General features: G+C 65.2%; 7 protein-coding genes and 1 pseudogene. 7 read left to right on the forward strand and 1 reads right to left on the reverse strand.

What is annotated here, in order from left to right; all coding sequences use genetic code 11:
• Nucleotides 1–48: 48 nt before the first annotated feature.
• Nucleotides 49–183: pseudogene (locus BEK68_RS24915) on the forward strand (type II secretion system inner membrane protein GspF); the annotation flags it as partial.
• Nucleotides 184–740: 557 nt separating this feature from the next.
• Here BEK68_RS24915 and hemL read toward each other — a convergent pair.
• Entirely contained in the window at nt 741–2,042 is a 1,302-nt protein-coding gene (hemL, locus tag BEK68_RS12705) for a glutamate-1-semialdehyde 2,1-aminomutase (RefSeq protein ID WP_012435016.1), read from the reverse strand.
• A gap of 214 nt (nt 2,043–2,256) precedes the next feature.
• Between hemL and BEK68_RS12710 the strand changes: the two genes are divergently transcribed.
• The 6 genes from BEK68_RS12710 to BEK68_RS12735 all read left to right on the forward strand — a co-directional run bounded on the left by BEK68_RS12710 (nt 2,257) and on the right by BEK68_RS12735 (nt 12,866).
• Nucleotides 2,257–2,439, forward strand: coding sequence for a rubredoxin (locus tag BEK68_RS12710; protein ID WP_003261842.1), 183 nt, complete (start codon nt 2,257–2,259; stop codon nt 2,437–2,439).
• Between the two features lie 292 nt (nt 2,440–2,731).
• Nucleotides 2,732–3,229: a response regulator gene (locus tag BEK68_RS12715; RefSeq protein ID WP_004629648.1), complete on the forward strand. Its 498-nt coding sequence runs from the start codon at nt 2,732–2,734 to the stop codon at nt 3,227–3,229.
• A gap of 30 nt (nt 3,230–3,259) precedes the next feature.
• Nucleotides 3,260–3,628 carry a response regulator gene (locus tag BEK68_RS12720; RefSeq protein WP_004629647.1) on the forward strand — a complete coding sequence of 123 codons (369 nt, stop codon included), beginning with the start codon at nt 3,260–3,262 and terminating at the stop codon, nt 3,626–3,628.
• 76 nt (nt 3,629–3,704) lie between these two features.
• Entirely contained in the window at nt 3,705–4,250 is a 546-nt protein-coding gene (locus BEK68_RS12725) for a chemotaxis protein CheW (protein ID WP_004629641.1), read from the forward strand.
• A 258-nt stretch (nt 4,251–4,508) separates the two neighbouring features.
• Nucleotides 4,509–6,746 (forward strand): methyl-accepting chemotaxis protein, encoded by a 2,238-nt coding sequence (locus BEK68_RS12730; RefSeq protein WP_012435018.1) that lies wholly within the window; start codon nt 4,509–4,511, stop codon nt 6,744–6,746.
• A 90-nt stretch (nt 6,747–6,836) separates the two neighbouring features.
• Entirely contained in the window at nt 6,837–12,866 is a 6,030-nt protein-coding gene (locus BEK68_RS12735; protein WP_024541746.1) for an Hpt domain-containing protein, read from the forward strand.
• The last annotated feature ends 6 nt before the right edge of the window (nt 12,867–12,872 follow it).

A 12,872-nucleotide genomic window follows, 5' to 3' on the forward strand; every position in this document is an offset into this window, starting at 1 on the left:
TGAGACGGAACTCGTCATTCGACCGACGCCCGCCAAGCGTCGCTTTGCAGTCTGGAGCGTCGGACGTTGTTCCTTACTGGCTTGCTGGAGCCGGCGCTGATTTTGACGATGGGTGTGGTGGTGTTGCTGATTGTGTTGGCGGTGTTGATGCCGATTATCGAGATTAATCAGTTGGTGCACTGAGGTTTTTGTTTTTGGGCTTTTTCCCCCCCTTTCGTTCCCTGCCGGGACCGACTCACTTTTCTTTGTCTTGCCAAAGAAAAGTAAGCAAAAAGAAAGGCGCGCCCGAGATGGCGACCCATCCCTTGAATTTGTGTGACCGTGCGGGGAAGGAGGCAAACTCGCTGCGCTCAGACAGGCCTCCTTCCTTGATCCGCCCGCTCACAAAAATTCAAGGCGCCATCAAGGGCTCAACGTCAAAAGAGAAAGGCCAACCCCATCGTGAGGTTGGCCTTGTCGTTTGGGCTTGTGCCCAGAGGGTGTGGCTTTTGTCCTTTGACTTTCCTGCCCTAGATGGCGCCTTCAATTTTCGTAAGCGGGCGGGAAAAAGGCCGGGAACTGTCTGAGCGCAGCGAGTTTTCCCCGCCTCCGCCCGGTTACGGAAATTGAAGGAGTCTTTCGCCATCTCGGGCGCGCATTTCTTTGCTTACTTTCTTTGGGCAAGACCAAAGAAAGTGAGTCAGCCCCGGCAGGGGATGAAACCCGGGATGCACCACCAAGACCATCCCAAGAAAAAAAACTCAAACCGCCTTAAACGCCTTCCGAGCCGCCTCAAACGTCGCGTCCAGAATCGCATCATCATGCGTGGAAGACACAAATCCGGCCTCAAACGCAGACGGCGCCAGATAAACACCCTGATCCAGCATCGCGTGGAAGAACGCATTGAAGCGCCCAACATCGCTCTTGGTCACTTCAGCAAAGCTCGTCGGCACGCCCTCGCGGAAGTAGATGCCAAACATGCCGCCCACGCTGTCGGCGGCAAACGGCACACCAACCTCACGAGCGATTTCCGCCAGCCCGTCTACCAGCTTGCGTGTCTGCGTCGCCAGCCGGTCATGGAAACCCTCCGCAGCAATCAGCCGCAGCGTGGTCAGCCCAGCCGCCACCGCAAGCGGATTCCCCGACAACGTTCCTGCCTGGTAGACGCTGCCCAGAGGCGCCAGGAACCCCATGATGTCGCGGCGGCCACCAAAGGCTGCCGCCGGCATGCCGCCGCCAATCACTTTGCCCAGGCACGTCAGGTCCGGCTTGATGCCGTACAGCGCCTGCGCGCACCCGAGCGCCACGCGAAAGCCCGTCATCACCTCGTCAAAGATCAGCACGGCGCCGTGTTCGGTACACAGCGCGCGCATGGCCTGGTGGAATTCGTTGCTGCCACGCACGAGGTTCATGTTGCCGGCCACTGGCTCGACGATCACGGCGGCGATTTCCTTGCCGTGGCGGGCAAACGCCTCGCGCAGTGCGGCCACGTCGTTGTACGGCAGCACCATCGTGTGCTTGACCACGTCTTCCGGCACGCCGGTGGAAGACGGTGCGTTCTGCGTCGTATCGGCAAACGTCAGCAGGCCTGAACCGGCCTTGACCAGCAGGCTGTCGGCGTGACCGTGGTAGCAGCCTTCGAACTTGACGATCAGGTCACGCCCGGTAAAGCCACGCGCCAGGCGCAGGGCGCTCATGGTTGCTTCGGTGCCCGACGACACGAGCCGCACCTGCTCGATCGACGGCACGAGCTTGCAGATTTCCTCGGCCATGACGACTTCAGCCTCGGTAGGCGCCCCGAACGAGAAGCTGTCGGCCGCCACTTCCTGCACAGCACGCACAACCTCCGGATGCGCGTGCCCGACGATCATCGGGCCCCACGAGCCGACGTAGTCGATATAGCGCGTGCCGTCGGCATCCCACAAGTATGGGCCGGCTGCCTTGGCAATGAAGCGCGGGATGCCGCCCACCGAGCGGAAGGCGCGTACCGGGGAGTTCACTCCGCCGGGGATGGTCTTCTGGGCACGTTCAAACAGGGCGGCGCTGCGGGAGGGAGTCGACATGGAGGGTGTTGGGAGAGAGCGTGGCGCCGAGCAGAGCGGCGCTGCGGCACGGTTTAAAGGCGGTTCGAGGCGATTATGTGGTGGTTTGCCGCAGATCCGGGTTGGATGCAGTCAAACACCGTGTCTGCCCGCTGCCTGTTCTGGCGCAGCCGGGCGTGATTCGGTACCATCTGGCCTGCCATTTTAATAGACGGAACCACCGAAGCTTTGCCCTATGGAACAACAGATTGAATACAAGACGTGGATGTGCCTGATCTGCGGCTGGATCTACGACGAAGAACAAGGCGCCCCGGACGACGGCATTGCGCCCGGCACGAAGTGGGAAGACGTGCCCATCAACTGGACGTGCCCCGAGTGTGGCGCGCGCAAGGAAGATTTCGAAATGGTGCAGATCTGATTCGGATCTGACCTGTCTCCCGTCGGCAAGTGAGTGTTTGCCCTCTTGCTGACAGCCAAGTATCAGGAAGTGACGGTTCGATGAATGGGCTCGTCGCTTCCATGCCACAAGCGCTCGGCGGACGGCCGGCGCCATTGACGGCGAATAGGTGACTTGTCACACTTCGTCAAATTCTGAGCTTCACACTTCATAAGCGGGCCGGGGGGCGTAGTTTTGAAGTCGTCGCCAGCGTGGGCCTTTTCCGTTTGGAGGGCGCGCTGCGTGGCGATTTGCCGCGATCCATCCGGTCAGAATGTCGTGGCGACCCGTGGTCGCGCACTGCGAGAACATGATGCAATCCGCGCGGGTGGAACAACTGGCTGACTCTCAACCGCTGGCGAACTCTCCGCTGGCGCATTCCCTGACAGGCTGCAAGGTGCTGGTAATCGACGATTCCAGCACCATTCGCCGTACCGCGCAGATTTTCCTCACCCAGGCCGGGTGCCAGGTCGTGCTGGCCGAAGACGGCTTCGACGCACTGGCCAAGGTGGGTGACCTGAAGCCCGATCTCGTGTTCTGCGACATCCTGATGCCCAATCTAGACGGCTACCAGACCTGCTCGCTGATCAAGAAAAGCCCAAAGTTTCATGCCACGCCTGTGATCATGCTCTCTTCGCGCGACGGGATTTTCGACCGTGCGCGGGGCAAGTCGGTCGGGGCGGTGGACCATCTCGCCAAGCCGTTCTCGAAGGAAGCGCTGCTGGAGGCGGTCCAGACGCATTTGCCGGTGGCGCGAGCTGCCGCGCAGTGACGGCATCTCTTTTAACGAAGGACTGTTTGTATGGCAATCAAGAAAGTGTTGGTGGTCGATGATTCTCCGACCGAAGCGCTGCACCTGTCGGAGATCCTCGGCAAGAACGGTTTCAAAGTGACGGTCGCTGCCGATAGCGAGCAGGCCATGACCAAGCTCGAAGCCGAAACCTTCGACCTGATCCTGATGGACGTGGTGATGCCGGGCCAGAACGGCTACCAGGCGACCCGCGCCATCAAGAAGGACGAGCGCTTCCAGGGCATCCCCGTGATCATGTGCACGACCAAGGGCCTGGAGACCGACCGCGTGTGGGGCATGCGCCAGGGCGCATCGGACTACATCGTCAAGCCGGTCAAGGCCGAAGAGCTGCTCGAGAAGATCGCCAAGCTGGCGCAGTGATCCTGCGGCAGTTCGTTTAGAAGCGCGACGTCGAGACCGCGCGCAGCAAAGACCCAGCACCGGACATGAGCCAGACGTGAACGAACAGCGCACCAACCTGACCTCCCGCCAGCGCCTGCACGAATACCAAGCGATGCTGGCCCGCCGCCTGCAGGAGGCGCGCGCCAAGTCGGCGACGGAAGGCTTTCTGGGCGTGCAGATCGGCGAGCACCACTGGCTGCTGTCGCTGACCGAAACCGGCGAGGTGCTGGACTACCAGCCGCCCGCACGCGTGCCGCTGACGCAGCCGTGGTACCTCGGTCTCGTGAATGCGCGCGGCAACCTGCTCGGCGTGATCGATTTCGGCTTGTTCTGCGGTGAAGCGCCGACGGGCAGTGGCAGCGGCGCCAAGATCGTGGTGCTGTCCAAAGACCCGCAGCGTGCGTGCGCGATTGTCGTGCCGCGCGTGGCCGGCCTGCGCAGCCTGAGCGATCTGCAGCCCGCGGAAGCCACGGCGGAAGAGGGGCGTCCGTGGTTGGGGCGCGCCTGGCGCGACGCGCAGGGCACGCAATGGCGCGAACTGGATGTGCGGCAGTTGCTGGCCGATCCGGCGTTCCTGCAGGTCGGCCGCAGCCGCACGTAAAGCGATTGGGCAATCAGGTCGTAGAGCCTTAGAACCAACAAGAACGATTGGGCACGCCGCAACGGGAGCGGGGTGCGCAGGTGCAAGAGGCGGTGCGTGGCGCGCGCAACAGGGCGCGCCAGGTGGCCAAGTGTATTCACAGGCTCCGCCGAAGGTGCGTACCACGCCAGGTTGAACAAGGCGCGGACGCGGACGGGAAATCCATGCGGCTGATCTCGACAGAACGAGACGGCAGCATCGACAAGACAAGAGGGTCCTATGGGGTTCAAGTGGTTCAACGCAGGTCGCCGTGCCGGTGAGGCTGGGGCGCCCGAGGTTGCAGCGGAGGGCGCGTCGGCGGCTTCCGTGCAGTTGGCGCAGTTGGACAATGCGTCCCATACGGATGACGATAATCCCGCTGGCACGCCCACGCAGCTCGGCCGCTCGCCCATGGACGCCGTGGTCGGCTGGATGGAGCGCGTGCCGTTTGCCGCGCAGCAGCGTGTCTTCACGATCGGCCTGGTGGTCGGTCTGCTGGCCCTGCTGATCTCGGTGTACCTGGATAACCGCCAGGCCAACAACGGTTCGGTGCAGATTGAAATTGCCGGTGACACGCTGATGCACTCGCAGCGTCTGGCCAAGGCGGTGCCGGTGGCGCTGCTGGGTAACACCAACGCATTCGCCCAGCTCAAGGAGAGCCGCGCGCGTCTGCAGGAAAACCTCGATGCGTTGAAGAATGGCAACTCGGAGCGCGGTGTGCGCGCCTCGGGTGGCGAGGCCGAAGCACTGCTCGACAAGTCGATCGAAGAGTGGAAGCGCAGCGACAAGAGCGCCCAGGCCATCCTGGCGCAGGAAAAGACGCTGGTGGCGGTGGGTAAGACGCTGAACGTGTTCAACGCGTCGAACCCCGAACTGCTGGAAGAAGCCGAGCAGATCTCGTCGATGAAGCTGCAGACCAACGCGCCGGCCCGTGAAGTGGCCGCCTCGTCGCAGCTGGTGATGTTGACGCAGCGTCTGGGTAAGAACATGAACGAGTTCCTGGCCGGCGAAGGCGTGAACCCGGAAACGGCGTTCCTGCTCGGTAAGGACACCAACACCTTCCGCGAAACGCTGAACGGCCTGCTCAACGGCTCGGAAGCGCTGCGCCTGTCGGCTGCCACCGATGCCGAGACGAAGGGCTACCTGCAAGAGCTGTCGACCCGCTTCGACAACGTGCAGAAGACCACGCAGATCATTCTGGAAAACCTGCCGGGCCTGATCGCCGCCAAGCGCGCCCAGCAGCAGATCTTCAACGACAACGAAAAGCTGCGTGCCGACCTGTCTGACCTGCAGTCTGCCTATGCCGGCAGCGTGCGCAGCCGCCCCATGACGCTCGGTGCGGTGGTGCTGTCGGCCATCCTGACCGTGGTCTGCCTGGCCGGCCTGGCCGCCCTGTACCTGCGCGATTCGCGCGTGCGTACGATGGAAGCAGAAGCGCGCCAGCGCGAAGCTGAAGAGCGCCGGATGGTGGAAAAGCGCAACAACGATTCCACCCAGGCCGCAATTCTGCGTCTGATGAACGAACTGCAGGACATTGCAGACGGTGACTTGACCAAGCAGGCCACCGTGTCGGAAGACATTACAGGCGCCATCGCCGACTCGGTGAACTACACCGTGGAAGAACTGCGCGAGCTGGTCGGCCGGGTGCAGCAGACGGCCGAGCAGGTGACGCAGGCATCGTCGGCGGTGCAGACCACGTCGGAAAGCCTGGTGGCCGCATCGGAAGAACAATCGCGCCAGATTCGTCAGACCGGTCAGTCGGTGGTGGAGATGGCCGACCGCATTACGCAGGTCTCGCGCGGTGCTGCTGAATCGGCCAACGTTGCACGCGCCTCGCTGGCCGCTGCCGAGCAAGGTCAGCAGGCGGTGCAGAACGCCATCACGGGCATGAACGACATCCGTGACCAGATTCAGGAAACCTCGAAGCGGATCAAGCGCCTGGGCGAATCGTCGCAGGAGATCGGTGAAATCGTGGAGCTGATCTCGGACATTACCGAGCAGACCAACGTGCTGGCACTGAACGCTGCCATTCAGGCGGCATCCGCTGGTGAAGCCGGTCGCGGCTTCTCGGTGGTGGCAGAAGAAGTGCAGCGCCTGGCAGAACGTTCGGCCGAGGCAGCCAAGCAGATCGGCGCGCTGATCCGCACGATTCAGACCGACACGCAAGACGCGGTGCACGCCATGGAGCGCAGCACGGCGGGTGTGGTGGAAGGGGCGAAGCTGTCCGATAACGCCGGTGCTGCACTGGTGGAGATCGGTCGCGTGTCCCGCCAGCTTGCCGAACTGATTGAGAGCATTTCGCAGACGACGTCGCACGAAGCGACGCTGGCTTCGGACGTTGCGCAGAACATCGAACAGATCCTGCACATCACGGAACAGACGTCGACCGGTACGCGCCAGACCGCGCAGTCGGTGCGCCAGCTCACGCAGCTTGCCGAAGAACTGCGTGACTCGGTGGCGCGGTTCCGCATCGCCTGATCTCGTCACCTCTGGATTTCGGGCGGGAACGCCGAAGGGGCCACCCCGGGGGCAATCGCGGCAACCGCCACCTGCTTTTTGGAAGCACACATGCGTCATCAATCTTCCGCCCAGCCCGAATCCGCCTCTGTCGAGGCGGTGGGAGCCCCAGCCGGGCGTCAGAAATCCGGCCCCAAGCCTGCCGTGCCCGCGCGTGATCTCTCCGCGCTGGCGTGGGTCGCGCCCAACATGCGCGCTGCGCTGGACGATGCCGTGCGCGAGTTCGGCGAATACGCGGCCGATGTCATCGCCGATCCGGAGGTCATCGGTGCGCGCGATACGACGTCGCTGCGCCTAGCCGGCCAGTATCTGCACCAGGCTGCCGGCGCGCTGCTGATCGTGGGTCTGCGCGGTGTCGACGTGTATTGCCAAGCCGCCAAGCGCCTGCTCGAGGCGGTGGATGCCGGCAGCGTCGCCGCCGACGCCCAAACGCTGGACGTGTTCTCGCGCGCCGTGCAGGCGTTGCAGGAATACGTTTCCGACCTCATGGCTGGCATGGCCGAAGAGCCGCTGCGCCTGTTCCAGCCGTATCAAGCCGTGCTGTCCCGCCTGGGCGAAGAGCGCATCCACCCGGCTGACCTGTGGGCCGATGAGCTGCGCCACCTGCCGGCGCTGCTGCTGCCCTCGCGCGATTTGCCGGGGCTGGCGCGCCTGCGCCGCAAGTTCGAATTGGCGTTGCTGACCGCGCTGCGTGCGCCTGCCTCGAACGCCGATGGTGCGGTGGTGGATCCGTCGGCCGCGGCAGCGGCCTACGCGCCGCTGGAAGACCTGCTGCATGGCATCCGTGCGCTGGAGCGCGAACCGCGCCGCGCCGGGGACGATCTGCAGCGCGATCTGTGGCTCGTGCTGGCCCTGACATTTGGCGCCCTGCGTGCGGGCCTGGTGCCGGCCGACATGACCGCCAAGCGCCTGGCCGCACGCGTCAACCTGCTGCTGCGCCAGTACTCGCACAACAACGTCCACTTGCCGCAAGGCCTGCTGACCGACGCGCTGTATTTGCTGGCCGGCATGGCGTACAGCAACGCACCGGCAGTGCCGGTTGGCGACGACACGCTTGGCCCGGATATCGTGGCCTGCGTGCAGGCCTTCGCGATTCCGCCCACGCACGCGCCCGCTGGCGCACTGCACACGCGTCAGTACTACGCACTGCTGCCGACCGACGCCAGCGACACGCTGCAACGCGTCGGCCGCTCGCTCGAAACGCTCAGTCAACAACCTGCACCCGCGGCGGACGAACTCGATGCTGCACTGCAGACCCTTGCGCTGCATGCCGATGCGCTGGGGCAGCCGGCCCTGTCCGACCTGTCGAACCGTCTGACCGAAGCTGCCGGGCAGGACGTTGCGCCCACGCTGCAATTCCTCTCGCGCATGCTGGCCCGCCCGTGGGCGGTGCATGGCGAATCCGGCGACTTGCGCAGCGCGTGGTTTGCCGCCCGCTGCAGCGAACTGGCCGAACACGCCCGCGCGACGCAAGACGGTCACGCCGTGCCGGCTCCCGCATGGCTCACGCTCCTGGCCGAAGAAGCTGCACAACGCCGCGCGCATGCCGAGCAGGTTCGCGCGCTGCAAACGTTGCTGGCCTCTGCCGAAACGCACCTCGATGCGTTCGAGCGCGAAGGCGTGGAAAGCGGCGGCCTGCAGGAAGCCGCCCGCCTGTTCGGCGAGATGCAAACTGCCTTTGCCGCGCTCGACGCCTATGAGGCAGTGCACGCCACCGAAGCTGCCCAATCGACCATCAACGCGCTGCAAGCCGCGGGCGAGGGCGCAACTGCCGATCGTGAGCGCTACCTGGCTGCGCTGGCTGCCAACGTCAGCGGTCTGCAGGCCTTGCTTGATGCGTTGTCTGCCGGCACAGAACTGGCCGGCGGCCAAGTCGACGAGATCGTCATTGAAGGCCAGCTGACGCCCACCGAGCGCGAAACCGCATGGCGCGAGTTCGCCTTCGATACCGAATCCGGCATGCTGGCCCGCCGCGAGCCGCAATCCGAAACGCTCGTCGGCGCAGACATCGCCAATGCCGATGCCGCGTCGCCGCTGCAATCGTTGCTTGATCGCCTGCTGGCCAAGCAACCGGTCGACCCGTCCGACCCGCTGGCTGCGGAGCTGCGCACTGCGCTGCAGGAAGCGCGCGATGCCGCCGCCATCGACGACGATCCGGCTCGCCGACGCCGCCTGGAAGAGGCGCTGGCCCAGTTCGATGCATGGCAGGTTGGCAGCCCCGGCGCGCTTGAGCGGATGCAGGCCGCATTGGCGGCACCGGTTGCTGCGCCTGCGGCCGCCGCGCCTGCGCCAACTGCCGCACGGGATACCCAATCCATCGACGCCGAGCTGCTCGACATCTTCCTGTCTGAAGCCGAAGAAGTGCTGGCCGGCGTGCGCGCCGACCTGCAGGGTCTGCAGGCCGCTGCCGACATGGGCACGGGCGGTCTGGCTGCCGGTTCGGACCTGGACTTGCTTACGCAGTTGCGCCGCGCGTTCCACACGCTCAAGGGCTCGGGCCGCATGGTCGGGCTCACGCGCTATGGCGAGGCGGCCTGGGCCATCGAGCAGGTGATGAATGTCTGGCTGGCCGAGAACCGTGTGCCGACGCATGACCTGGCCGCGCTCCTGACGCGCGCCGAGTCCGAGTTGTCAACGTGGGCCGCTGCCATCGCGCAATCGCCCCAAGCCGATCACGCGATTGAACCGCTGGTCGCCGCCGCAGAGCGCGTGCGCCATGGTGGTCCGTTCGTGTGGCTGGAGGCCGTGCCCGAAACGCAGGCCGCTCCCGAACACGCTGAGCCGCAAGTGCCCGAAGCACCGGCTGCGGAACCCGCATTGCACGACATCGACGCGATGCAGCCGATGGAGTTGACTGCACCGGATGTGCCCGTTGCAGAAGCCGAAGAAGCCGTCGCGCTCCAGTGGGAAGACGAACCTGCGCTGCCCGACGTCGAGGCGCCGATGCCCGAGGCGACCGCACCGCTGGTCGAGCATGAGGCAGTCGAGCCGGCTGCAGAGCACGTCGAAGAGACGATTCAGGACGCTGCCGCTGAACCGGTTGCCGCCGATGCCGACGCCAAGGTGATCCCGTTCCCGTTCGCGCAGACCGGCGAGCTGGAGGAAGCACCGCACGACGACGGCGTGAAGGAGATTGGTCCGGTCCGCATCAGCGTGGCGCTGTACAACGTCTACCTGCAGGAAGCCGATGATCTGATCCGCCGGCTCGGCGTGGATTTCTCGGAGTGGCGCCACGAAGGCCGCACGCCGCCGAGCGAGCTGGCCCTGCGCGCCGCGCACACGCTGCAAGGCAGTTCCGCCGTGGTTGAGCTGGAGCCCGTGCGCCAGTTGGCTGGGGCGCTGGAGCAGGTGCTGCTGAATCTGAACAGTCGCCCGGTGGCGATGCATCCGGGCGACTTCCGCCTGCTCGATCAATCCATCGAGCGCATGCGCGGCATGCTGCATCAATTTGCCGCCAGCCTCTGGCCCGACGCCGACGAGCCACTGCGCCGCAGCCTGGACGAGCTGTGCGAGCGCCTGCTCGTGCGTCCGCGCCTGCCGCTGGAGCCGGCGCCCACTGCCTTTACCGAAGCCGAACAGGCCGAGAACGAAACCCCCAGCCAGGCTGGCGAGCCCGAGTTTGAGCCGGCACAGGTTGCGCCGACGTTCGTGCCCGTACACGAGTCGCCCGTTGCCGAGCCGGCCGTCGGTGAGCTGGTTCGCCAGGCACCGGCCGACGCGCTCGACCCGGCGCTGCTGGAAATCTTCCTGGAGGAAGCGCACGTCGCGCTGCCTGAACTGGGCCAGCACCTGCGTGCGTGGGAAGCTGCGCCGCAGGATCGCAATGCTGCCGGCCTGCTGCTGCGCAACCTGCACACCGTCAAGGGCAGTGCGCGCATGGCCGGCGCCATGACGCTAGGTCAGGCTGCGCACGAAATGGAAAGCGCCATTGAAGGCGGCCTGCGCCAGAACCGCGTGGATGGCGCACTGTTCCGCAAGCTCTACGTCTGGTTTGACCGCATCCAGGCGCACGTCGATGCCCTGGGCGCGGGCAATCTGCTGCCGCTCGATGCCGGCCTAGCCGATGCCGCCGATACGCAGCAGACGGCCGCCGACGCGCATGCATCGTCCGGCGCATCGATGCTGCCGGCTGTTGCGGTATCGACGAACGTCGATCTGACCGGCACGCGCAGCCCGGAAGCCGAAGCCCTGGAAGTGGCCGAACGCCAGCGCGCGATGGTGCGCGTGCAGGCGCGTGCGCTCGATTCGCTCATCAACGATGCGGGTGAAGTCGGTGCCGCGCGTGCGCGCCTCGAGTCGGAAGTCGATGCGCTCAAGACCTACCTGTCGGAACTGAACGACAACGTAGCGCGTTTGCGCTCGCAGGTGCGCGAGATCGAAATCCAGGCCGAAACGCAGATGGAGTCGCGCATTGCCGATGCGGCTGCACATTCCGAGTCGTTCGACCCCCTGGAGTTCGACCGATTCACGCGCTTGCAGGAACTCACGCGGATGATGGCCGAGTCCGTCAACGACGTGGCGACGGTGCAGCAGAACTTGTTCCGCGGTTTCGATCAGGCGTCGCTCGATCTGGAAACCCAGGCACGCCTCACGCGCGGCCTGCAGCGCAGCCTGATGCGCGCGCGCATGGTGCAGTTCGATACCGTGGCAGACCGTCTGTATCGCGTGGCCCGCCAGGCCGCGGCGGAAACCGGCAAGGAAGTCCGTCTGTTCATCAAGGGCGGTACGGTGGAACTGGATCGCAGCGTCCTGGACCGCATGGGCGGGCCGCTGGAACACATGATCCGCAACGCCGTCGCACACGGCATTGAGTCGGCCGACGAGCGCCGCGCCAAGGGCAAGAATCCGGCTGGCGAGCTCACGCTCGAGGTGCAGCAGGAAGGCAACGAAGTCGTGCTGCACTTCGTTGACGACGGTGCCGGCCTGAACCTCGACCGCATTCGCGCACGCGCGCTGGAGCGTCAACTGCTGGCCGCTGACGAAGAAGCCAGCGACGCGCGCCTCACCGAGATGATCTTCACGCCGGGCTTCTCCACTGCCGATCAGGTGTCGGAGCTGGCCGGTCGTGGCGTGGGCATGGACGTGGTGCGTGCCGAAACCGTCGCCCTGGGTGGCCGGATCTCGCTGCAGACCACGCCCGAAGTCGGCACGCGTTTCACCATCCACCTGCCGCTGACGACTGCGATCACGCAGGTGCTGTTGGTGCGCGTGAACGAGCGTGTTTACGCGATTCCGTCGGGCATGATCGACCACGTACAGCAACTGCGCCCGCAGGCGCTGGCCGAGGCGTATAACGCCGCCGCGCTGCAATTGCCGACCGGCCCCGTGCCGTTCCACTACTTTGGCGCGCTGCTCGAAGAAGCGACATCCGTCACGGGCGCGCGCAAGTACTCGCCGGCGGTGGTCGTGCGCAACGGTGCCGAGCGCGCCGCCGTGCACGTCGACGAAGTGATCGGCAACCGCGAAGTGGTGGTCAAACACATCGGCCCGCACCTTGCGCGTCTGGAAGGTATTGCCGGTGCGACCACGCTGGGCGACGGCGAGATCGTGCTGATCTACAACCCCGTGGTGCTCACGCAGCGCTTCGAGCGCGAAGCCGCCGCACGTGGCCCATCCGATCAGGAAGCGACGGGCGCCGTGGCCGAGCTGCACCGCGACGGCAGCATCGACGCCGTGCCGGGCCTGGCCACACAGCCAATCGTGATGGTGGTCGACGATTCGCTCACGGTGCGCAAGGTCACGCAGCGTCTGCTCACGCGGTCCGGCTACCAGGCCGTGCTCGCGCGCGACGGCGTGGACGCGCTGCGTCAGCTTCAGGAAGTCACGCCCGACGCGATGCTCGTTGACATCGAAATGCCGCACATGGACGGGTTCGACCTCACGCGCAACGTGCGTGCGGATGAGCGCATCGGCGCCACGCCGATCATCATGATCACCTCGCGTACGGCCGACAAGCACCGCCGTTACGCGGCTGAGATCGGCGTGAACGTCTACCTGGGCAAGCCGTACAACGAAGAGGAGTTGCTCCAGCATCTGCGCAACCTCATCGGCGAGCGCGCGCCGGCGGCCAGGGCAGGCTGACGACGC

The organism is Ralstonia pickettii (assembly GCF_001699815.1).
GTDB classification, from domain to species: Bacteria; Pseudomonadota; Gammaproteobacteria; order Burkholderiales; family Burkholderiaceae; genus Ralstonia; species Ralstonia thomasii.